Origin of the sequence: Anabaena azotica SJ-1 (assembly GCF_047275885.1) — a bacterium.
Taxonomy (GTDB): Bacteria; Cyanobacteriota; Cyanobacteriia; order Cyanobacteriales; family Nostocaceae; genus Trichormus_B; species Trichormus_B azotica_A.
On the sequence record NZ_CP178454.1, the window covers coordinates 3,605,080 to 3,630,246 of the forward strand.

The 25,167-nt window shown below is 39.8% G+C and carries 13 protein-coding genes; 1 reads left to right on the forward strand and 12 read right to left on the reverse strand.

Annotated elements, in window-relative coordinates; genetic code table 11:
- Positions 1-72: 72 nt before the first annotated feature.
- The 4 genes from ACLLO5_RS15875 to ACLLO5_RS15890 are packed head-to-tail and all read right to left on the reverse strand — an operon-like array spanning position 73 to position 13,439.
- On the reverse strand, positions 73-354 hold the full coding sequence (locus ACLLO5_RS15875; RefSeq protein WP_413171471.1) for a DUF427 domain-containing protein: 282 nt from the start codon (positions 352-354) through the stop codon (positions 73-75).
- A gap of 44 nt (positions 355-398) precedes the next feature.
- Positions 399-1,469 (reverse strand): response regulator, encoded by a 1,071-nt coding sequence (locus ACLLO5_RS15880; protein ID WP_413171472.1) that lies wholly within the window; start codon positions 1,467-1,469, stop codon positions 399-401.
- Positions 1,470-1,514: 45 nt separating this feature from the next.
- Entirely contained in the window at positions 1,515-7,391 is a 5,877-nt protein-coding gene (locus ACLLO5_RS15885) for a PAS domain S-box protein (protein ID WP_413171473.1), read from the reverse strand.
- A gap of 51 nt (positions 7,392-7,442) precedes the next feature.
- Positions 7,443-13,439: an AAA family ATPase gene (locus ACLLO5_RS15890; protein WP_413171474.1), complete on the reverse strand. Its 5,997-nt coding sequence runs from the start codon at positions 13,437-13,439 to the stop codon at positions 7,443-7,445.
- Between the two features lie 646 nt (positions 13,440-14,085).
- Here ACLLO5_RS15890 and ACLLO5_RS15895 point away from each other — a divergent pair.
- Positions 14,086-14,535: a response regulator gene (locus ACLLO5_RS15895; protein ID WP_413171475.1), complete on the forward strand. Its 450-nt coding sequence runs from the start codon at positions 14,086-14,088 to the stop codon at positions 14,533-14,535.
- Here ACLLO5_RS15895 and ACLLO5_RS15900 read toward each other — a convergent pair.
- The 8 genes from ACLLO5_RS15900 to ACLLO5_RS15935 all read right to left on the reverse strand — a co-directional run bounded on the left by ACLLO5_RS15900 (position 14,528) and on the right by ACLLO5_RS15935 (position 25,120).
- The gene (locus ACLLO5_RS15900; protein WP_413171476.1) at positions 14,528-16,468 is read right to left on the reverse strand and encodes an ATP-binding protein; all 1,941 of its coding nucleotides are present in this window, start codon (positions 16,466-16,468) and stop codon (positions 14,528-14,530) included. The genes ACLLO5_RS15895 and ACLLO5_RS15900 overlap by 8 nt on opposite strands.
- A gap of 333 nt (positions 16,469-16,801) precedes the next feature.
- On the reverse strand, positions 16,802-19,747 hold the full coding sequence (locus ACLLO5_RS15905) for a PAS domain S-box protein (RefSeq protein ID WP_413171477.1): 2,946 nt from the start codon (positions 19,745-19,747) through the stop codon (positions 16,802-16,804).
- 117 nt (positions 19,748-19,864) lie between these two features.
- Positions 19,865-20,974 carry a pentapeptide repeat-containing protein gene (locus ACLLO5_RS15910; RefSeq protein WP_413171478.1) on the reverse strand — a complete coding sequence of 370 codons (1,110 nt, stop codon included), beginning with the start codon at positions 20,972-20,974 and terminating at the stop codon, positions 19,865-19,867.
- Positions 20,975-21,001: 27 nt separating this feature from the next.
- The gene (locus tag ACLLO5_RS15915; protein WP_413171479.1) at positions 21,002-21,490 is read right to left on the reverse strand and encodes a hypothetical protein; all 489 of its coding nucleotides are present in this window, start codon (positions 21,488-21,490) and stop codon (positions 21,002-21,004) included.
- A 234-nt stretch (positions 21,491-21,724) separates the two neighbouring features.
- Complete coding sequence (locus ACLLO5_RS15920; protein ID WP_413171480.1) at positions 21,725-22,318, reverse strand: hypothetical protein; 594 nt, start codon at positions 22,316-22,318, stop codon at positions 21,725-21,727.
- Positions 22,306-23,142: a DUF692 domain-containing protein gene (locus ACLLO5_RS15925; protein WP_413171481.1), complete on the reverse strand. Its 837-nt coding sequence runs from the start codon at positions 23,140-23,142 to the stop codon at positions 22,306-22,308. Before ACLLO5_RS15925 ends, ACLLO5_RS15920 begins: the two co-directional genes overlap by 13 nt.
- Before the next feature lie 5 nt (positions 23,143-23,147).
- Positions 23,148-24,158 (reverse strand): TIGR04222 domain-containing membrane protein, encoded by a 1,011-nt coding sequence (locus ACLLO5_RS15930; protein ID WP_413171482.1) that lies wholly within the window; start codon positions 24,156-24,158, stop codon positions 23,148-23,150.
- 152 nt (positions 24,159-24,310) lie between these two features.
- Positions 24,311-25,120: a potassium channel family protein gene (locus ACLLO5_RS15935; RefSeq protein WP_413176105.1), complete on the reverse strand. Its 810-nt coding sequence runs from the start codon at positions 25,118-25,120 to the stop codon at positions 24,311-24,313.
- Positions 25,121-25,167 lie beyond the last annotated feature (47 nt).

The following is a 25,167-nucleotide window of genomic DNA, read 5'->3' on the forward strand; positions in this document are numbered from 1 at the left end:
GCTATGGTTAAAGAAAAGCCGTCCTATAAGGACGGGGCTTTCAACTCAGTTTTTTGGTAATCTAATGTTAGCCTAAGCTGAAACTTTCACACCTTTCCAGAAGCTGATATAACCTTCTATATTTTTGGCTTTTTCTTTGGTGCTGGGATAGTACCAAGCTGCATCTTTGTTGACTTGTCCATCTACTTCTATGTTGTAGTAGCTAGCAACTCCTTTCCAAAAACAAGTGGTGTGAGTATCACTGTCTCGAAAATATTCTTTGTTAATGGTATCCGCAGGGAAGTAATGATTTCCTTCTACGACTACGGTTGTATCACTTTCGGCTAAAGTAGCGCCATTCCAAGTTGCTTTCATAGTGAGGATTGAAAAGAAAGTTAACAATTCTGATTGTTACATTTTTATATCTCAATGGTAAAGATTGATCCTTGTGGTTGATTGCTTTCTACCTTTATTTTGCCTCCATGAGCTTCTACAGTCATTTTGCAAAAGGCAAGACCTAAACCAATCTGAGATGCGGCTTTGTTGAAAGCGCCAATTTCATATTTCTCAAAAATGACTTCACGTAATTCTTCTTTCACCCCTGATCCTGAATCAGTTACTTGAATTTTGGCTTTTCCTGCTGCTAGATATTCAGCTTGTAAGATGATTTTACAATCGGAATAGGAAAATTTAATTGCATTAGAGAGCAAATTATCAATAACTCGACGGAATAAACTTACATCTAAGCTGATACTTCCACCCGGTTGGGGTAAATAGCTGATTAGTTGGAGATTTTTATGAATTATAGCTGTTTCCATATCGGCAATCGCTGAGGAGCAAATTTCACATAGATCAACATTTGTGCGATGTAGAATTAATTTACCAGAATCTAATTTCGCCATTAATAGCAAATTATCAATCATTGATTGCAATTTTTGTCCAGAGGCGATGATCTGAGTGCTTTTTTGAACCTGTCTGTCAGGTGATAAGTTGCCAATACGCAACATTTCTGCGGAGAGAATAATTGATGTTAATGGATTCCGCAAATCATGAACAATCATGTTAGAAAGGTCTTCTCGTAAGCGTAGAGCTTCTTGAAGGGAATCGTATTGTTGTTTGATACGTAGCATTGATCTAACTCGCGATCGCAGTTCAATTCCATTCACAGGTTTACTGATAAAATCGTCAGCACCTACAGCTATACATTCAGATAAATCTTCTTTAGAACTCAAAGCTGTCACCATAATGACTGGAATATGTTTCCATTGAAGATGTGATTTGAATTGTTCACAAAATTGGATCCCATTCATCTGCGGCATCATTACATCTAGCAAGATCACATCGGGTTGGCAGTGAGCTAACATATCAAAGGCTTGCAGTCCATTAGCAACATAGCTTAATTCATAACCTTCACTATCTAATAGTGCTTCAATAACATCAAAGTTATCAGGTTCATCATCAATAATTAAAATTTTTGCTGGATTTTCCATTATTATTTATTAGGTATCAATTATTAATTATTATTTCCTCCCTTCTTACCTGTCATCTGTTACCTGTTTTAATAACTGTTGAATTTTAGCTACTAAAAATTTCAGTTTGACTGGTTTGGTTAAATAGTCATTAGCTCCTGCCATGATACATTTTTCTTGATCACCGGGCATGGCTAAAGCAGTTAAGGCGATAATTGGGGTTTGCATAAATTGCTGTTCGGCACGTATGAACCGCATTGCTTCCAATCCATCCATACCTGGCATTTGGATATCCATAAGAATCAAATTAGGGTGTTGTTCTTTAGTGAGAGTAACAGCTTCGTGGCCATTTTTGGCAATAATTAGGCTATATCCCCTTGCACCTAGATAGTTGGATATGGTGGCAATATTGGCTTCATTGTCTTCTGCTAGTAGAATCAAGGGTGGGGCTGTTGCTTCAATTGGTGCTGAAGTTGGGGTGGTTGTAAGATCAATAATGAGCGCAGTTGTTAAGGAATGATCTGGTGGTTGGAGTTTGTTTAATGTTTTTTGGATTTGGTCACGGCTAATGGGTTTAACTAAATAATCAATAGCTCCTAATGATATTGCTTGCGATCGCTCATCAACTACCGAAATTACAACTACAGGTATATTTTGTGTTTCTGGCTCGTTTTTAAGTTGTCGCAATACTTCCCATCCAGAGAGGTTGGGTAACATAATATCCAAAATTATCAGTATTGGCAGGATGCGGATGGCCTCATCAATTGCTCCATCACCTCTGGTATAGATGGTGGTTTGCATATTCAGTTCACTCAAATATCGAGCAACTTGTTCAGCTGCAACCATTGAATCTTCAATGATTAATACTGGTAAATTTTGGTTTTGAGTGCTGGGTAAGAGTTGACAATTAGGTGGTAATTGAATGTTTTCGGCTCTTTCCCATTTATCTATACAGGGTATTCTAACTGTAAAACAACTACCGTGATCTACCTCACTAGTAACAGTTATTTGACCACAATGCAGGTCTGTTAATCTCTTGACTAGAGCTAAACCCAATCCTGTACCATTGTGCTGACGGTTCAAACTGCTGTCAATTTGCACAAATGCTTGAAACAGTTTATCTAACTCTTCTGGTGCAATCCCAATTCCAGTATCAATCACTGAAAAGCAAATCCATTGAATTGGTGATTGGGTATTGGTGATTGGGTTATTTATCTCCCCATCTTCCCATCTCTCCATCTCCTGGCGTACAATTAGCTTGACGCTACCACCATTGGGGGTGAATTTGACGGCGTTGTTGAGCAAATTAATCAGTATCTGACGAATACGGCGTTCATCTACTACTAGGTTAGGTAAATGGGGCGGTATGTCTACGGAAATTTGAATATTTTTCTTTAGGGCCTGTTGTTTGACAAATGTTACACTGGAATCACAAAGATAGCTACAAGCGACGGGAGCAAGTTGCAGTTCTAATTTACCTGCTTCTATTTTGGAGAGATCGAGAATATCGTTAATCAGTTCCAGGAGGTGTTTACCACTGCGTTGAATAATTTTGAGTGCATATTTTTGGCGATCGCTTGTTTCTCCACCAACTCCCTCTAATAAGCTTTCTGACATTCCCAAAATCGCATTCAGCGGGGTTCGCAATTCGTGACTCATATTTGCTAAAAACTCATCTTTGAGTCGCGTCGCACGAGCAAGTTCAGCATTAGTTTGGCGGAGTTCTGCGTCAATTTGCTTGCGTTCGGTTATTTCTAAGGCCGCACCGATAATTTGTTTGGGGCGGTTTTCAGCATCCCGGTTAAATACGGTATCATGACTCAGAAACCAGTGCCAATTGCCAAGGCGATCGCGCATCCGGTATTCAAATTCCCAGATATCTTCATCTGTGGCTGTAGCAAAACGAGCATGATGAGCCAATACGTTCGGAAAATCATCTGGATGGATAAGTTGCAAAAGTAATTCTGAACCCATATTTTGCATTTCTTGTGCAGAATAACCTAATAATCCTGCCATTTCGCGGTTAATGTAAACATTGCGTTGTTCTTGTAAATCATATATGTAAAGAATATCCGGGCTGGCTTCTGTGATCCTTTGAATTAAATATTGACTTTCTTTTAAAGCCAGTTCCGCTTTTTTGCGCTCAGTGATATCAAGTGCAGCACAGGTAACACCTTCGATATTACCATTGCGATCGCGTAGTGGGTCAATTGTTAGAACGTAGCAATTAAAATTATCTTCGGTACCAACGATAATTTCCTCTCTCATCCCTTGACCTGTGGACAGAACCTGCCGTTTCCATGTTTCTAATCTTGTAGCATCTTTGGGCAGGAACAGATCAGCCTCAAACTTACCAACCACATCTTCAGGTTTATAACCCAAAGCCGGATTATAAATCCAGGTATAACGTAGGTCAAGGTCTTGATTAAATACCACAATTGGCGAGTTATTTAAAGCGATGCGAAATCGTTCTTCACTGTAGCGTAGGGCTTCTTCTGCACTGCGGCGGCTGGTAATATCTTCATAAGTTCCCAAAATACCAATAATATTGCCCTTAGTGTCTCGCAACGGTACTTTATTGGTTTCTATCCACATCACAGAACCATCTGGTTTATGGAAAGTTTCTTGAATGTGCAGTTGTGGTTGACCAGTTGTCATCACCAAGCGATCGCATCTGAGGTAAGAATCTACTTCTTCACAAGTTGCAGACATATCATAAGGATCTTGTCCGATAATTTCTTCTGGGGATTGACCAACATCTTCTGCAAACTTGCGATTACAACCTCTCACCACGGATTGTTGATCTTTCCAGAAAACACGCTGTGGTATAGTATCCAATACCAATTGCAGCATCGTCTGTGATTCTCGTAAAGCAGTAGTCCGTTGTTCAACTCTACCTTCTAATTCTTCGTTAAGTTGCCGTAATTCTTCCTCTGCTTCCTTGCGTTTAGTAATATCTTCGGCAAAACCGGCAATCCGATAAACTTTACCCTCATCATTAGCTATGGGAAAAGCGCGATCGCGAATCCAACGCAGTTCGCCATCTGGTTGAATAATCCGGTACTCTTCATCAAATTTACCTAATTTAGCTTTAATAATAATAGCATTTCTCACCCGTTCTTTGTCATCTTCGTGAATAGCATTAATCCAACTGTGGGGTTCTTGGTAAACACTTTCACAACTAAGACCCCAAATTTTTTCATATTGGGGACTTACAAAAATTGTTTCTGAAGTATCTAGACTGGTCATCCAAATTACTTCCGGCAAGTTTTCTGCAATTTGTCGAAATCGTTCTTCACTATCTCTCAGGGCTATTTCTGCTTGTTTGCGTTTCTTCAGTGCGGCTTGCCTTTCGCTAATATCCACAAATGTGACTACTACTTGTTGCAAATCACCATTTTTATTAAATTCAGGAAAAGCATTTACCAATAACCAAATTTGTGTTTTACTTTGGGGTCTATTCACCCCAACCACATAATTTGTTAGGGGTCGAAGTGAAGAAATTACTTGATTGATTGGGTATTCTGAAGGTGGCATTACTGTTTCATCTTCCCTCAAAAAATACCAACCAGGATCGAGCAAAGTTTTACCCTGCATTTGAGACCAAGTTAGTTCTAAAAATTCACCAGCTTTGGCATTGCAGGTGAGAATACTAGTATCCACTGAGTGAACAACCAAACCAAGGGGCAAATTTTCCACCAACAGCCGATATTTAGTTTCACTTTGACGCAATAATTCTTCGGTTTCTTTGAGATCGGTAATATCCGACAATGACATCAAAAATGCATTTTGACCTTCCCAAGCAATGGTAGCTGCTTGCATATTTACTATACGTCGCTGTCCAGATGCTTGCAAAATTTCAATCTCTTCTACTTGGTGAGTATCATAACCATAAGGTAGTGCAAAGGGCCAGCCGCAAAGTATTTCTATCTCTCTACCAAACATCCTTGCTGCTGATGGGTTGACAAAGACGATTTTACCTTCACGATCCACGGTGACAAGACCACTAGCACTGGTTTCCACAATTGTTCGCAAGCGTTCTTCACTGTCTTTTAATGCTTTTTCTGCGTGTTTGCGTTCCGTAATATTTCGACAGCAATATAATATAGTTCCTGCGCCAATTTGCACTTGCTTGACATTAATTAAGATTGTATGGGTTCTTCCCTGTTGATCACAAATATCGCGTTCAATATTAGTAATTTCACCAGCTAAAGCTAAATGTTGTGGGTCAAATAAATTTTGTCCAAGTAGAATTTGAATGTTTCCCATTTGGGCTACATCTGCTACTGAATAGCCAAAGAGAATATTAATATTAGGACAAATAAAAGTAAATTTACCATCGTTATCAGTAACAAATAAAGCATCAGAAATATTGCTGAGAGTAGCGCGATAAAGTTCTTCAGATTGAGCTAAAGCAACTTCGGCTTTTTGTCGTTCTAGAAGTTCTTGTTGCACAAGGTGATAAAGTTCAGCTTGATGGATAGCAATAGCTACATGATTAGAAAGCTGTTTAAGCAATTCTGTTTCTTCTGGTTGCCAGATCCGGGGAGCATCATTTTGACAAGCCAGCATCAATCCCCAAAGTTTTTCACTGACAATAATAGGAACTAAAATCTTCGCTTGGATTTGCAAACCTGCTAATAATTCCTGATGACAGGGACTCATATTATTAGCAGTCATGTCATCAACAACCTGAATTTTACCATTAATATACTTTTCGATCCAATCCGGTGTAAAACAAGGATCGTTAAACTGTTGTCCTAGTAAAGATGACCATCCTGCTATTACGTCCTCAGCAATGACTATGCCATTGCCATTAGAATGACATTGGTAGACAAGAACGCGATCGCAATTCAAAAATTGTCGCACCTCAATGGCGATCGCATTCAAAGTTTCTTGCAAGTCCAATGATCTTCTAATTCGGCTAGTAATCCCACTCAATAGCCGTTCTCTCTGTGCCTGTCTCTGCAACTCTGCTGTGCGTTTTTGTACCTCTAGCTCTAATTCTGCATTCCGAATCTGTAATAACTCCAGCTTTTCTAATTCTAACCGTGATACCTCCTGCTTGAGATTATCTACCAAATTATAAATATCCAGCGGATTCAAGGCTTGCAGCAAAGTAGTTTGGGTGACAATACCCAATAATTCCCCATATTTACCAGTAATTACGACCCGATTTATGTGTCTTGACTGCATTAGGGTTAATACTGACCACAGAGTTTCATCGGGAGCAACAGAGAAAACCGGACTACTCATCACGGTCTGTGCTTGAGTAGCAGCCAAATTCATAGCCAAGGCCTGAAACTGGACAATATCACGTTCAGTCATCATCCCCACAGGTATCAACAGAGAATTGTTTTCTTCCACAATTATCACTGAACTCACATTGTCCCTTGCCATCAACTTAGTGATATCCAGCAATGAAGTTTGTGGACTAGCTTGGACTATGCGAACATTCATAACTTCCGACACCAGACGCAACCGTAATAAGTCTACTGGACGTAGCAGTTGACGCAAGCTTTCATGGGTGAGCAGTCCTAATATTTGGCCTTGATCATCTAAAATCGGCAGATGACGAATTCGGTGTCTTTGAAATAGATTCAATGCCACAAAAATATCGGTAAACTCAGATTGGCGGATGGTAATTACAGAGCGAGTCATCACTTCACCAATGGTCATTTGCCCAAGCTGTTTTCCTTCAGCACTCATTCTGACCACATCTCGTTCTGTAAAAATACCTTTAATTTCAGTATTTTCAACTACTAATACACAACTAGCCCGGCAATCAGTCAACAAGTAACTTTTATGCACTCCCTCTTCTGGCAATAAACAACTTCCTCGGACGCTACTCATGAGAGCAATGACATCGGTTGCGAGTGTATCTGAAGTCACAATTAATGGAGTTTCAGCAATTGCCTGTTCTAGATTATTGGGTTCTATCAAGGAGGAGAACAACATTGTTGACAGGGGGTGTGGGGGGAAGGAGTTAAAAAATTAAACCTTGATGGGAATGGAAATTACGAATTCTGTACCCTTTTCCAGTATGGAATTCACCTCAATTGTGCCACCGTGTCTTTCTTCCACAATTTGACGTGCGATCGCTAGTCCTAATCCTGTACCTTTACCTACTCCTTTAGTAGTAAATAAATGATCAAATATTTTCCCTTGGACTTCTGTACTTATCCCTTTACCGTTATCTCTAATCTTGATATAAACTTGGTTAGCGATCGCCTCTGTACTAATTGTAATTTGTTGGGGATGGGCTTGGAGTTCCGCCAATGTAGAAGTTTGTGCCATCTCATCAAACATATCAATGGCGTTTGCCAAGATATTCATAAACACTTGATTTAATTGTCCAGGGAAGCATTTAATTGGGGGAATATTGCCATATTCTGGCTGAATTATGATGGCAGGACGGTGTTCGTTAGCTTTGAGGCGGTATTTTAAAATCAACAGGGTACTATCCAAACCTTCATGCAGATTAGCAGTTACTTTGTAGTCGGTGTCAGCACGGGAGAAGGTACGCAGACTATTACTAATAGATTTGATGCGGTTATTTGCGCCGATCATCGCATCGAGTAATTTGGGTAAATCTGCCATCAAAAATGCCAAATCTATATCCTGGGCGTTCTCTTGAATTGCTGAAACTGGTTGGGGATAGTATTGTTGATAAAGTTCTATATGTGCCATTAAATCGTGGATGTATTCTTTGGCGTTTTTGATACTGCCATTGAGAAAACCGATAGGGTTATTAACTTCATGAGCAACGCCGGCGACTAAGTTACCCAAAGATGCCATTTTCTCATTCTGCACTATTTGTAATTGGGATTGCTTTAAATCTAAAAGTGCTTCGTTGAGTTGTTTGGTTTTGTGTTGTCGTTGATTAGATTCCAGGGCTAGGGCGATTAAATTGCTCATGGAACTGATAAAATTTTGCTCGGCTGAAGTCCAACTACGTTTTTCACCAACGTGTTCACAACAAATAATTCCTCCTATGTCTCCATCCAATTGGATTCTGGAGTCAAGCATAGATGATATCTTGAATACATCCGCATAACCATTGTTAAATTCGCAGGTGCGGGGGTCGGTCAAAGCATCATCCGCAGCGATGATTGGTTGTGACTTCACTGCTAAGAAATAGGCTGGATAATCTGCTACCTGGAGTTCAAATCCTTGTGAATGCTCTTGAAGAGAACGCTGATATAAATTCACACACTTAATTTTGCTTTGGTGTTCATCAATCAGCCAAACACTGATTCGTTCTGTTTCTAAAGTTTCAGCTGTTACTTCTGTTATTTCTTGGAATGCTTCACTCAGATGTCCTTGATTAATAGCTTTACTTTGAGAAAGCTGAAGCAATGCTAAAGCTTGCTTTTGTAATATGTGTTCATCTCGGAGCAGCTGTTTTTGAGTCGTCTGTAATATTTGCAGTGATTGTTCTAACTGTTGAGCATAACTTTGAGATTGTTGATATAAATGGGCATTTTCTAGAGCAATGGCAGCTTGGTTACAAAGGAAGTTAAGCAGCGGAATGCGATCGCGAAACACTCTGCTGGTTGAGGAATTTTTCAAAAATAAAATCCCAACTAAATTTCCTTGATTGAGAATTGGTAAGCACAGCACACTTTTTGGGTTTTGCTGATATAAATACTGATCAATCACAGGTAAATCGGTCTTCAGTTCGTCAATCATCACAATTTCTTGGGTGTTTTTGACGTACTGAATTAGTTTTACGGGTAGATTGGGATTACCTTCTAGGGGTTGGGAATACAGTTCTGTGGTTTCGGTTGTAGCAATGGCTTTGACCTGCCATTCTCCGTTCCTATCAGGTAGAATCAAGGCACAGCCATCGCCTCCAGAGTTCTGGACAATAATCTGAGTCAGTTGGTACAGGAGTTCATCCAGTTGAATCTTACTGGATAGGCTTTGAGAGGCTTTGAGTATGGTGGCAAAATCCAGAGCTAAATTGATACTTGTACCAGATGATAAGATACTAGTTGTGGAGGAATGGATCGAGACCTTATGGATGTTAAGGGTTTCCAATATACTTGTTGATGCTGCTTGCTGAAAAATGGGGCGCAGCAAATTGGGGTAAAGTTGTTCTAACTGATCAGTTTTTGCTTTTGCACCCCAACGGCTATAACAGTAGTAAGCCTCTTGCATATAGACTGCGGCAATTTTTTCTTTACCCCAATTGAGGTAAAACTTAGCTGCTAGTTCGTTTGCTAAACCTTCTTCGTAGCCGTAAGCATTTGCATGAGCCTGGGTAATTGCTTGGTCATAAAGTTCAATCGCCGTGATTTTTTCTTGGTTTAGCCGTGCTTTTTCTGCTTGGATGAGTAGACATTTGTGCTGAATGTTTTCCGGACAAGCTTTAGCCCAAAAGTTTAGGCGTTCTTCTAATGGGAAGAATGCTTGCCAATGCTTTTGACGTGCAGCATCTTCGGTAGCAGTTTCAGCTAAAGCCAGGTGCATTAATGCCACATAAAAAACGCTGGAAGGTACTTTTGCATGAGTGGCAATTGTATTTTCAATCATGCTCAGTTGGGGGATTAAATCAGAGTATGTGACTTGCTGGTTAAATAAATAAGCATGGCGAATTTTCACAGAATATAACCAAGACAAGTTATAAGGAGAATGCTTGTATTTTTGCAAATACTGGGCTTCACTAAAACTATCGTCATCAAAGGTAAAAGGTGTTTTTGTTAAACCCAGAAGATGGCGAATTGGTTGAATCACTCCTCCCCTCAATGCATCCAGGTTATCTAAGCTTTTGATGTGAGCTAGAAAAGCGGCGTGGTTTTGAGCGATCGCATACAAATCATCTAAATTTTTACCGTAGGTCAGGCGATCAGAACCACTTTGCATCATCATGAAACTAACTGTCAGCCAGTTTCCGGCTTCCATGCTATATTTATAGGCATTTTCGTAGTAGGTATCCGCCTCTCGAATTGGGCGACTCCAACTATGGATATCGGCAGCAAACAGGAAGTTAGTCATACCGCCCACGTCAGCATTATCGAATTGCTCACACAGATGCACTGCCATTTCCCCAAAGCGATGGGCGGTAGCAAAGTCTTTGAGTACAGTATTGGCAATCATGCTATAGCCGCCATAGCCGAAGGGAGACATATCGCTATTACCATACTGTAATGACAGTGTGGTCATCTTGGCCACTGCTAGTAAGGCTAAGGTGCTTTGACCATCAAGCCATGCCGCATAAAACAAAATTTGTAAAATTCGCAGCATTTCTGCAATGTAGGGATCTTGCATTTTTGGGGCTGCGAGAATGGATTCTATGGTGTGCTGCTCTAAAAATTGCTCAACTGTGGCAATTTCTGTATCTAAGCCAGCTTGAATCATCTCCGGCTCTGTGGGCATCGTCAACCCTAACAGATGTAAAGCTTGAATTTGAATAGCGATCGCTTCTGCATTTCGACCCTGAAGCTGATATTGGGTCATCTGTATTCGATAAACCACAGCTTTATCTAAGGGGGTTTGGGCTTGGGCTAAGGTGACTGCATAAAGGGCTTCTGCTCGATCAAAATGGCTACAAAGATAAGCAGTTTCCGATCCTTCTCGGTGCAAGGCATACATTAAGGTATAGTTAGTCTGCCAAACTTCTGTAGTCAATAAGTCCATGCCAGTATCATAATAATTCTGAGCAGCTTGATAGGCAGCAGAGAGTTTTGCCTTTTGTCCAGCTTGCAGGTTTAACTGAGCCAGTTGCTGTTTTTCCACGGCATCGGAGATTGTACCTCTGCCTAAGTTCAGTTGATTGACAATCTCAAAAATCTGTTCGATTCTTTCTTGCGGTGACAGTCCTTGCAGCAACAATCGACCTATCTGCAAATGCGTCACTTGTTTTTGGACTTCAGGTATCAAAGAATAAGCCGCTTGTTGGACGCGATCATGCAGAAACCGATAATTGAGGATTTCATCTGGGGTATGCTGATTCGCCTCCCTATCCCCCAAATAGAATTTGTAAATATCACTCTGGGGCAGAATCAATCCTTGCTGTAAAGCTTTCCAAAGTGTTGTTGCTACTTCTGTTGGGGATTGCTCAGAAACGATCGCTAGTGTACTCAAGTCGAACTGATTTCCAATACAAGCCGCTAGTTTTAAAACTGCCTGAGTCTCTACTGGAAGTCGCTGTAACTGCTGCGCCATCAGTTCCACTACATCATCGGTCAAGGCAGCATCCCGCACTGAGGTGATATCACATTGCCAATATCCCGCTTGAGCATCAAAGGTAATCAGTTGTTTTTGATACAAGGCTTTGAGAAATTGCGTGGCAAAAAAGGGGTTGCCTTGAGTTTTTTGATAGACTAATTTCGTCAAGGGTTGGGCTAATTCTATGGCGCAATTAAGGGTATCTGCTACCAACTGATTTAAACTGGGTACGGACAAAGGTTGTAATGTAATGCTATTCAGTGTTGCTCCTGCTTGGCTGACTTCATGCAGTGTTAGCATCAACGGATGTGCTGGAAAGACTTCGTTATCCCGGTAAGCACCTATCAGCAGCAAATATTCTGTTTGTAATTCGCCCATCAACAAATGTATCAACTTCAGCGATGCCAAATCTGCCCATTGTAAATCATCTAAAAATATCACCAGGGGATGCTCTGGTGTGGTGAAGACTTGCAGAAATTTCTGGAATAGTAAATTAAACCGGTTCTGGGCTGCGGTGCTTGATAGTTCTGGTGCTGGCGGTTGTTCTCCGATGATCCGTTCCAATTCGGGAATAACTTCGATGATCACCTGGGCATTTTCTCCCAAGGCGGCAAGAATTTGTGTTTTCCAAGTTTGTAGTTGGGTGTCGGATTCACAAAGCAACTGCCCCATCAAATTACGGAAACTCTGCACAAAGGCAGAAAAGGGAATGTTGCGATTAAATTGGTCAAATTTACCTTTAATAAAATACCCGTGCTGACGGGTAATAGGTTTGTGAATTTCATTGACGACCGCTGTTTTACCAATGCCGGAAAATCCTGCCACAAGCATTATTTCTGATGTGCCATTGGTGACGCGCTCAAAGGCATCTAGTAACCGCTGAACTTCCGCTTCCCGGCCATAGAGTTTTTCAGGAATCAAGAAGCGATCGCACACATCCCTCTGACCAATTTCAAAATCTGTAATTTTGCCTGTATCTTTTAGTTGAGATGAACAAATCTCAAAATCGTGCTGTAATCCCAAAGCACTCTGATATCTATCTTCGGCGTTTTTTGCCAAGAGTTTATTGATAATTTTACTGATAACTGTTGGTATTTCTGGTTTGATATCAGATACGTAACTAGCCAGTTGTGCCAGATGACAATGCACCAACTCCATGGGGGCATCACAGATAAATGGTAACTCTCCTGTCAATAATTCATAAAATGTGACTCCCAGAGAATAAAAATCACTGCGGTAGTCTATGCCTCGATTCATCCTCCCGGTTTGTTCTGGGGAAATATAAGCGAGAGTTCCTTCTAACACATTAGGATTTTTGATTTCCTGGGTTTCTTTGGGTAACAGGGAGGCAATACTAAAATCAATCAGTTGGACTTGTTTAGTTTGTGGGTTAATCAGAATGTTGGCGGGTTTGATGTCTTTGTGGATCACCCGCTTTTGGTGCAAATGGTGGAGAATATTAGTTAGCTGGAGTGCGATCGCTAAAAATTCGGCTAAAGGCAGGGTAGTAGTTTTGATGTACTCTCTTAAAGATATTTCTTCCTGATCTGCCATCACTAAAATATAACCACTACCATAAGTCTCTAATGATAGAGGCTGAATAATACCAGGAATCTTGAGATTTTTGCTAATAGTATATTGATTGCGAAATTGTAATAATTCGTTGAAACTAGGATATTCTGATGTCAAAATTTTGATCACTACTGGCAATTGATCAATCTGTTGAATAGCTCGATATACTCTAGTTTTAGAGCCTGCATACAGTAGCTCCCTAAGTTGATATCCAGGAATTATGGGGGTGTCAGCATTAGTATTCATTTATCCTGATCTGTAATGTAATTTCACCAGAGTTCAACTAAATTGAAACTTGGAATTAATTGTGAACTTCCAACACAAAGGTACAGAAATTCTCTCTTAAATAAATTAAATGTTTCAGCTAAAAAAAAATCATAATCTGTTCTGCTATTTGTGAATAGAAAGCTTGATAATATTTGCTTACAACTGTACAAAAATATCACCGTAGTTAACTAAAAAATCATTAACATATTATCATAAAATCACCCTTGGTGTAAACACCTCACTTAGCTTACTTTGCGGAATTATTACGCGTATATTCTCGGATTAAAAGATTTCAAATCCTAAATTTTTTGGGTTTTTAGCAGTTGATTCCAGAGTCTCCAGCCTATTTTCTGATAAGATAATGAATAATAGTGAACCCATAAGCCCGTTCTATCTAAGAGTTTTTATTCTCATTAAATCAGAGACAACTATTACAGGCTAAGAAATACAAGCATTGTGGGTGTCTAGTTAAATCCCCATCCTCCCCTGCCCCCCTGCTCCTCTGCTCCCCTGCTCCCCTGCCCCTCTGCTCCCCTGCTCCTCTGCCCCCCTGCTCCCCTGCCCCTCTGCTCCCCATCCTCCCCATCCTCCTCATCCTGTTTTTGCTTAATTAAGGTTCTCACAGATGGAAGTTGATTCCAAAACTGTCTTATATGTTGAGGATGACCCCGCCTATGTACTGCTTCTCAAACGGGCGCTACAGCGTTCTAAGTTGGAGAACTTACCCAAATTGCGGGTCGTCACCACAATGGAAGATGCTGTTCGCTATTTACTGGGGCAGACTCCCTATGAAGATCGATTTGCTAATCCTCTGCCTAGCCTACTTTTGACAGATTTAAGACTACCTGGAAAATCAGGGATGCAGCTTGTGCAGTGGGTACAGGCACAACCCCAATTTCAACATCTACCTATAGTAATGTTGACTGGTACTGCTTTAGATGAAGATATTGTATTGGCTTACCAACAAGGTGTAAATTTTTGCTTAGTGAAGCCAGCAGATGTTGATTCTTTAGTTAACATTATCCTTGTGCTGAGTGTGTATTGGATTCCACCACCAACTAAGGCAACTATTTGATTTCCTGGATAAGTTTGGCAACAACTATTACCAGTTTGTCTGGCTCGATGGGTTTGGGAATATGATGTTGAAACCCAGCGCGGTAAGCTAGTTTTTTGTCGTGTTCACTGGCGTAAGCTGTGAGGGCAATTGCTGGTATTTCTGGCTTTAAATTCCATGCTCTTATCTGTTGTAATAGAGTATAGCCGTCAATATCAGGCATACCAATATCGCTAATTAATACATCTGGTTTGAGTTGAGTAAAAAGTTGTATAGCTTCAGTAGCTGATGCCGCAGTGGTGACTTTAGCTCCATGTTCCTCTAGGACAAATGCCACATATTGGCGGGAATCTGCCTCATCATCTACTACCAGAATTTGAGTTCCTGCTAAGGTTATTAACTGTGATGAAGCAGGATGAGGTTGATTTTCTGTAATAGGGGTACTGATGATGGGCAATTTGACAATAAATGTAGCGCCCTGTGCTTCACCTTTGCTTTCTGCTGTGACTGTACCACCATGCAATTCTACCAGATTAGAAACTATTGCCAGTCCGAGTCCTAATCCATTGGATGAGCGGGTAATTGAGCTATCTGCCTGACGAAAGGAATCAAATATGTGGGGTAGAAAATCAGGTGCAATTCCTACTCCGTGATCCTTGACGGTAATTTGTGCTTGAGAATCTATTTGCTCTAGCCAAATCTCGATGCTATCTCCAAAAGTGGTAAATTTAACGGCGTTAGAAAGTAAGTTCCAGACTACTTGCTGGAGTCGATCTGGATCACCCATAACCTTGCCGACATTTGGATGAAAGTAAGTGCAAATTTCCACTTCTTTAGCTTGGGCTACTAACTGCACAGTCTCGATCGCAGCTTCAATAGTTAATGTTAAATTAACGGGACATTTTTGTAAAATCAGCTTGCCACGCAAAATTCTGGAAACATCTAGCAATTCTTCGATTAATTGTGCCTGAATTTTTGCATTGCGTTCGATGATTTCTAAGCCGCGATTTAAGGTTGTGGTGTCATATTGGCGAGTTTGTAACAGTTTAGCCCATCCGAGAATGGGATTGAGGGGCGATCGCAATTCATGGGACAATACTGCTAAAAATTCATCTTTAACTCGGTTAACTTGCTCAATTTCAGCCCGCGCGGCTTGTTCTTGAATTAGTTGCGATCGCTCTTGTTCTGCTTGTTTAATCTTGGTAATATCCCTGCTCAATACCAGTAAATACTCTGGTACCCCTTGGTCGTTCAATTCAGGAACAATCCGTGATTTATAAATACGTTCTCCGTCAGGTGTAGGGAGTCGAGACTCAATCAATTGCTCTTGACTAGTTTTCAAAGCCAGACCAAGTACATGATCCCAGCGACTATAAATTTGCTTTGGTAGACCAATTTCAGCGTGAGTTTTGCCAATACAGGCAAGTGCGGGCAATCCTGTTGCTCTTTCTACAGCTTGGTTTGTATATACATACCGCAAATTATGGTCAAATCGACAAACTAAATCTGAGGAATTGTCTAACAGCTTTTTCCAGTTTTGATCTTGTTTAGATCGGGCTTGGCTATTTAACTGAGTGCTAAATTCTGGAAATACAATATTTTCTGCTGTCAGACTGGTTTCAAGTTGTTTGCGTTCGGTAATATTTTGAAAATAAGCAGTTAAATTAGTTTGATTAGGGTAGATATGAACCTCAAACCAATTATTTAACACATAGAAATATTGCTCAAATCGGGTTGAAGATTGGTGAGCGATCGCCCAAAGACATTGATAATAGATTGGAGAACCAATTAGTTCAGGACACACAGCCCAAAAATTTTTGCCTAACAAATCTTCATAATTTCTGCCAAATATTTGCGCTACTTGAGCGTTAATTGCAGTAACTTTCCACTCTTGATCATAGGTAATAATGCCTCCACTTAGCCTCAGAGTAACATCCACAACTAGATCCTTCACAAACTAGCCTCACAGAGAAAAATATTGTTTGATGCAGGGGAGTAGGGGAGCAGGGGAGTAGGGGAGCAGGGGAGCAGAGGGGATGAGGGGGAGAGGGGGGAAATATTTTCTTCTTATTCTCGTGACTCCTGCCTTCTGCCTTCTGTCTCCTGCCTCCTGACTCCTGACTCCTGACTCCTGACTCCTGACTCCTGACTTCTGCCTCCTGCCTTCTGCCTCCTGCCTCCTGCCTCCTGCCTCCTGCCTCCTGCCTCCTGCCTCCTGAACTCCTGAACTCCTGACCAGTAACTTATGTTATCTATCTTAGGCAAAGTAATAGGGAATTTTTATTTTTTAGTTGCTGATTATTGGTAGTTCTATCCAAAACTGACTTCCCTCTCCTGGTTGAGAATTAACTCCCACACGCCCCTTCATCCGTTCAATTCCCTTCTGCACGATCGCTAATCCTACTCCTGAACCAGAATAGTTATCGCTAGTATGTAGTCTTTCAAACACTTCAAAAATTCGTTCTTGGTATTCTGGTTCAATGCCAATACCATTGTCACCTATCCATAGACGGATGTGATCTTGCTGATTTTCAGCCCAGACACGCACCTGGGGACGAATATCAGGAGCAACATATTTGAGAGCATTACACAATAAATTAATCAGCACTTGAGTTAAAATTATCCGCTGACCTATGACTTGGGGTAGGGGAAATGCCACCGTAATTTCTGCTTGTTTAGCTTGTCGTTCTGACTCTAACTGGTGCAGCACATTTTGCATTACCATTGTCAAATCCACAACTTCTAACTGAATATCTGTTTGGCTAAGTCGGCTGTAAGCGAGTAAATCTTGAATCAAATTATCCATTCGTTGAGCAGACGCGGCAATGTGTCGGGCATATTCCTGTCCCATCTCATCAAACAGATGCCCATAGTCTTCTATTAGTGCTTCAATTAAACCGCGAATAGCTCGCAAGGGCGATCGCAAATCATGGGAAACGCTATAAGCAAAACGTTTTAACTCCTGGTTAACTTCATTTAATTGGGCTGTGCGTTCTTCCACCCGTTGTTCTAGGGTAGCGTTGAGTTGTTGAATTACAGCTTCTGCGGCTTTGCGTTCGCGCAGTGCGGCTTGCCGTTCGCTGATATCGTTGATGACAGAAATAAAGTAATTGGGTATACCTTCAGCTTGCCACACCAGTGACGCAGTTAACTCAATCCACACCAGAGAACCATCTTTACGGATGTAGCGTTTTTCCATAGAGTAAGTTTGAATTTCTCCTGCCAACATCTGCTGCATATAAGCCATATCAATAGCTAAATCATCAGGGTAAGTAATGTCCTGAAATGTTTTTTCCAGTAGTTCTGCGTGGGAATAGCCCACAATGTCGCAGAGTTTTTGGTTCACTAATAGCCAGCGTCCATCTGTATCCACATGAGCCATACCCACTGCTGCCTGATTAAAAGTTGAGCGAAACCTCTCTTCACTGGCTGTAAGGGATGCTTCAGCTTGCTTACGCTCAGTCACATCCATTGCCATTGTCATCACCAGACTTCTGGCATCCGGCAGTTTACCCAGGGGAGCCGAATAATATTCCCAGATTCGCGTTTCACCTGTTCGGGTGATAACTTGATGTTCTCCTGCGGCAACACACTGTTCTAATTTGTACAAATCAGTAATTAATGTCTGTATTTGTGCTTTGCGGCTACCATAAGCTTTTTGAGTCCACAATTCGATAGTGGGTATTTCTTCTGGGCTATAACCTGTAATATCTGTCCAGGCATGATTAATTTGCAGCACTTCTCCACCTTCAGCATGGAGAATAATGGGCAGAGGAGCATAAAGAATAGCCCGACGGAAGCGTTCTTCACTTTCACGTAAAGCGACTTCAGCTTGCTTGCTCGTGGTAATGTCGGAGCGAATGGCTATGTACTGATAAGGTTTGCCTGTGGCATCCAAGAAAGGCATGATGGTTGTTGCCACCCAGTACAATGTACCGTCCTTAGCCCGGTTTTGAATCTCTCCTTGCCAAACCTGCCCTTTGGAAATGGTTGCCCACATTTGCTTAAAAAAAGTTTTTGGATGATAGCCAGAATTCAGCAAGCGATGATTTTGCCCAATTAATTCGGCTCTGGAATATTGGGAGATTTCACAGAATTTATCGTTGATGTATGTAATCGTGCCTTTAGCATCTGTAATCGCGACAATAGAGGATTGATCAAGGGCAAACTTAATATCTGCTACTTCTTTGAGAGATTGTTGTAATGCGGTTTGTGTTCGTATCCGCTCTTGAATTTCTTGCTCTAGAGTTTGGTTTGCTTGAGATAGTTCCTCTGTGCGTTGTTCTACCCTTATTTCTAGTTCTTCGTAGGCAGTTTTCAAAGCCGCTTCTGCTCGCCGACGTTTAATATCTAATCTATCAAGCAGTCCGGCATTACACCATATCAATCCCATGAAGGCGACCACGTTGCTAATGACATGAAGGGCAATGCCGAAGTTGTCATCAAACAAACCAGCCTGTCCTCCTAGTATCCGTAGCCATCCGATAATGATGGGAACGACAAGCGCCGCAGGCATCAGTATCCTGGCTGTAATTCCACCAGCTGTATTGCTCACCAATAAACTTATCCACCCGTGAGTGGGGGTGGCAAATAATACACCAAGGGAGAGAAACACAAATGCGATGCCTGCGGCGAGCGAAGCTATCGCATTATGGAGAGCAGCAGCATAGATATAGGATGCCAGCCCTAATATCGGTTTAACTCCATACATATAGCCAATTAAAATCTGGATGGCTATTAAATTGGTACTTAGTGCCAGCAGTTGAACTAGCCTGTAAGGAACGATTCTGCCAGCCAAGAGGAACAAAGCAGCACCAATCAGGGTAAAGTTGAATGCTGTTACAGGTGACATCCTACCTGGGTTCGGAGTAGCAAAGGCTCCTGGTTGTTCTGTAAACAACAGTTGATCAATTCCCAAGTTCCAGCTACACAGGTATTCACTCAAAGTTAGTATTCCCAGAATAGTGACTAACAAGCCACATCCTTGTGCAAACCGCCATTTGACTTCTCTCGTTGATTGTCCAAAATATAAAGAAATACCTGACAGAATAAAACTCACTGCGGCATTGGGTTTCATTGTCACCCATTCGGGTAAAATACTTTTTAAGGTCTGGATGTCGAACCTCCAACCCAGCAGCACCAGAAACCCTACAAAGACAACAAAAAGACTGCACACCTGGGAAGTTGCTTTCAGGGCAGACACAAGACGGCGATTAGACTGAGCAATAGTCATAGAGAAGAATTATCAACCAAGGCAGCCAAGAATTTAGTAGAACCCTGATTCTAAGATAATCTTTTTTTATTGACACTCTGCATCTATTGGCTTAACTCATAAAGCCATGACTGTTTCCTACTTAGCAGAGCATTGGTTAGGATTTTCTGGTGGTAATCCTAGTTGTTTACGAAGTTCCTGATCATAACAAGCATTTTCCCACTTTTTAGCTGATTTCACTTGTTCAGGAGTTAAATTTTTAGCTCCGATAAAATTAGCACAAATAATGTTAGCTAAATTTGCATATTCCAATCCACATATCATAGCGTCTCGAAAATTTACATCCTCAACATCTGCACCTTGAAAGTTTGCTCCCTGTAGTTTTGCTCTTTGCAGGTCAGCTTTAAAAAGACTCGCCTTTTCAAGTTTAGCATTTTCAAGATTTGCATCCTGAAGATTAGCAAGAATCAACCGAGTTCCTTGCATTTCCGCTTCATAAAATGTAGATTTTCGTAAATCTGCTTTATAAAAATTTGCTTCTTGAAGGTGTCCCCAAGATAAATCAGCATTACGAATACTTGTACATTTCTGATTGTTTCTTATCTCTATACAATTTAAATCCGCTTTTTGAAAATACACATGAATTAACAAAGCATTATCTAAATTAATTCCATTTAAATCTGCTCCATTTGCTCTCAACTTCCTTAAAGAAACACCATCTTCATTCAAGTCTTGTAAGGCTTCTATTCTACTAGAGGTAGCCCCTTGTTCATTGGCAGAGTTAATTATTTGCCAAGCTTGATAATGAGCCTGTTTTTGTCTTTTTGGTGCTTCTTGAAAATATTTAAATAAACTAATTGCCAAAGTTAATAAGAATCCTTTTTCTAAAGCTGTTAATATAATTTTCTTAATTAATCCTAATTTCGTTTTCTTAGGAATATTGAAAAACCAGTTGCACCATTCTATTAGTGACCACCATTTTTTTGGATATTGGGAAATATGTTCTTTATTTTGCAAATAAGTTTCAAATAAACGACGGTAGGTTTCAGCAGATAAGCCAGTTTTTTCTGCTTGTTTTTGTAACAAAGCAAACTGACATTCACGAGTAAGGGGGTCAGAAATTTCTGAAATCACAAAAAATTTCTGCCGCAGTTGTTTTACTTCTGGTAATTCTTCTAAATCAGAATTTTTAGCAATTGTAGGTAAATTTTTTATCTGAAGTTTTGACTCTTCTTGATTTTTGCTCATAGGTCTATACTTAACAGCTATCAAAACCTATTTTTGTTTTAAGCAATCTTTACATTTCTGAGAATTATTGTCATTTTGACAAATCCTATCACATCTATCCTCAGCAGATTTTCTGAAAAAAAGCGATTCTTCTACTAGGAATTCTGTAAATGTTTTTCTATTTCTTGAAATTGGCCTTCTTCTAGCTGATGAAGCAATTACATTGGTGGTAATTTCCAAATCAGAGTTTTCAATATTTGATGAATCATCACTGGAAGCAATTTCATTTGATGGAGGAATTTCAGGAGTCGCAATTTCAAATTCTGATCCTGCTTGTAGATATTCTTGATATTGTTCTCGAAAACTTTGCAAATCTAATTCTTCGTTATTAGAAAAATCTAAAATATTCGATAAATTTAACAAAATTTCAGTTGCTCTTTCTGCTTTTAAAATTGATTGTATTAACTCAGCTACTAACTTTTGATCATCTTCAGGTAAGTCGTTAAATTCTTGTGGTAGCAAAATTTGATTTGTCATAAATCAATATCAATTCTTATTGAAAACTAGAAATATAGGAATCATAACATAAAACCCAATGATCATTTGTATATATTTTTATAAACTTATTAAGTAATATTACACAAATCAAACTTTAATCTAATGATTGAGTTTTGAGATGAGGGGTGGTAACCTGTTAAACCTTTAAGTTGCACATTTAGGCAAGCAAGGGAGCAGGGGAGCAAGGGAGCAGGGGAGAAAGATTTACGCTCTTTACCCAAAATTAAAAATATGCAAATTAAATGTCCCACAGCTTAAACCTATGACAAAATGTTGTTGAGGCGATAGCACTGATAAACGCCACCAAATGGCAATTGTCGGTTTTGCTATACAATCAAGATGAACGGCATAACGAAACCAGCATATTTGCAAAAGACGATGAGATTCATAAACTGACAGCCAGGTTTTTTCATAACGCACTAAATCGCTAATCCATGTAGGTTCGATATTTTCCGCTGGAGCAGTTTTGATGATAAAGTTACTAAATGCGATCGCATCATCTTGGTGTTTTTTAATTCCTTTTGGTAAATAAGTTTCTGCGTATCGCCAAAATAAAGCATTAAACTCTTTACCTAATACCCGTGCAGTCCGTGGTAACAATTCCCGTACTTCTCCCAACCTTTTCCACTTTAAAGAATTCCCGAAGATATTGACATCTTTAACCGCAAGTTGTGCTAATTGCTGAATTTCATCTACACTCAATCCCAACTCTATACCCACAACATGAGGATTAGCAAAAAAACTTTCTCTCAATTCAGAATTAGTATAAAGTTGGGCTAAAACTTTTTGAGTTTCTAATAATCCCATTTACCATGACTCCTGACAATTTCCCGTGCTTGTTGCAATTCTCCTATTAATTCGGTAAAAGTCGGTAAATTTTCATCTCTTTCTAACACAATTCCCTTTACAGATGCACAGGATAAAACTTGATTCATTAATTCCCAAACTTCTACAGGTGTAGATTGAGAATGGCTGTCAATCAATATTCCATCATGCCAATGTCCACCCACAAAATGTAGTTGTACAATCCGTTCCCATGGTAATTCTTGCAAAAAATTTTGAATGTCATAACCGTAATTTACAGCATTGGTATACAGATTGGTAATATCTAACAGCAACCCACAATCAGAACGTTCTAAAACTTCACTCAAAAACTGGGCTTCTGTCATTTCTGCATCAGGAAGTTGCACCATGTAAGTAATATTTTCTAAAATCAATGGGATATCAATCCAGCGACGTACTTCAGAAATATTCTGACACAGGACTTCTACTGCTTCTTGGGTATAAGGTAAAGGTGATAAATGTCCAATATCAATTCCTCCGGCTTTAGTAAAACAAATATGTTCACTCCACCAAGGAGGATTAAGTTGTTGAATCAGTGCTGCTAATTTGCGTAAATAATCTATATCTAAACCTTCAGCACTGCCTAATGATAAATTAATGGCATGGGGAATAATTGGAAAATGTGCCGCTAAAAGTTCTAATTCCTCTTGTTTCTCTGGTGGTGCATCTAGATAATGTTCGGCTACAATTTCCAAAAAATCAACCTGTTGACGATTCAGAAATAAATCGCTTTTGAATTGTGGACGAAAACCTAACCCTACGCCTAATTTTGGTAAATGAGATAGCATTGTTTTTAATCTCCACCACCACCACCACAGCCACCACAACCACCACCACAGGAACTACCACTGCTGCAAGAACTACTACTGCTGCAAGAACTACCGCTACTGCAAGAACTACCACTGCTGCAAGAACTACCGCTACTGCAAGAACTACTACTATTGCTTGAACTATCACTGCTGCTTAAACGACTACGTACTGGAGAGTATGTTCGGGGAAAGAATGCTTTATCTAATGAGTCATAGGAACTACCAGCAAGTGCAGGAATGCCAAAGATTGCTACGACTAAGCTGTAATCAAAGGTAGAAGGATTATCAAAGGATGTTTTCTTAATTTTGTGCTTCAACTGGGAGAATGTTTGTTCAAGTTGTCGTCTGTAAGCTATTCCTTTGCAACTTAAACGCGATCGCTCATTCATTACCAATGCACACAGTATAATAATGGCACTAACAGCCATAATTATCAAAAAACCTACGTTAGAATATCCCCGACTCAAGGCTATCAGCAGCTTATATAAGCCCAAACTGAAAATAATGATAGCAGTAATTACACCAACTTTCATATTGGCCACGTTCCACTCATTTGCATACAGCAGTTGTTCATTATCCAATTGCTGTTGATAAATATCACAGTATGACTCTATTTTTTCAGTTACCAACCATAAAGATGTTTTCATCTGAGACGGAGTATAAAAAATGAAAAACACCTGACGTTCTAAAGGCTGTAACTCAGACAAAGGTGGATGATTTGAGATGTGATTAATGGATTCTCCAGTAATTTGCAAATAACCCAACTGAATCAAATTTAAAATTGCTACCTGTGCCACACCGGACACACCTGAACGTAAGTAAGCAATTTGATATGCATCTGGTTCAGCAGGAATTAACGGTAGAGGTGCATTTTGAGTAGGGTCTTGTACCAGTTTCCAGCAGACGAGGGTTGCGATCGCAATCACAATACCATAAAACACCAGAAACTGTGGACCATACATATCTGCAATTGGGTTATGTAGCAATACATCCATGAGATTTTGTCCTTAATATTGCTTTTACCGTTAAAGTTCTACAGTAGGAATCAAAGCTTTTACGGAAAAACATCCATAATCCTTGGAAATCAATACTTTTTGGTGTAGCCTACACAAGTATGGCAGATGACAGAGTTGAAACTTTTTTGTGTCTAAGAGGATGTCTCAGAAATATCAAAGTTTTTCACAGGTAACTTAGTACCGCACCTTTTACAAAATTTTGCATCTGTATCATGAAAAGCTAAACCACAATTTGAACAAATGGTTTCCACCTGATTAGCAGTTTTTACCAACCGCTTAATTAAATCCCCCACTTGCCAAGGAATCAGGGCTACTCCTGTTAAAATCATTAAAACTGTCAGCAAACGGCCTAATTCAGAAATTGGTATCACATCACCAAATCCTACAGTTGTCATTGTCACAACCGAAAAATAAAAAGCATCCAAAAAAGTGGCAAAATTTTGTGAATTAACTGGATGTTCAACTTGATAAATTAACCCAGAATAGAAAAAGATAATTGTAAACAAAGTAAATAATATCCGGGCAAAAATTACGCCGTCTTCGTTGCTGATAGCGCCAAATAAAAATTTACTGTCTATAAATCTAATTAGTCGTAAAATTCTCAACCATCGTAATAAGCGAATAAATCGAATATCGACTAATCCAATAAAATAGGGTAAAATTGCCAACAGATCGATAATTGAATAAAAGCTAAATATATACTTAACTTTATCTTCTACACTCCATAATCGCAGTAAATATTCCACACTAAATATTATTAATATACAGTTATCTAAAATTCTTAATTCTAAACGAGCATCATCAGAAATATTATAAGTTTCTGCCACAAAAATTCCTGATGAAACTAAAACTAAGGCGGCAATTGTTAAATTAATTGCTTTACCTATAGGTGTTTCTATATCTGTTAAGTAGAATTCTATTTTTTCTCGATTTAGTAACATCATAGGACTAACATAAATTAACTCATTCACAGGAAGAACCGCCAAAA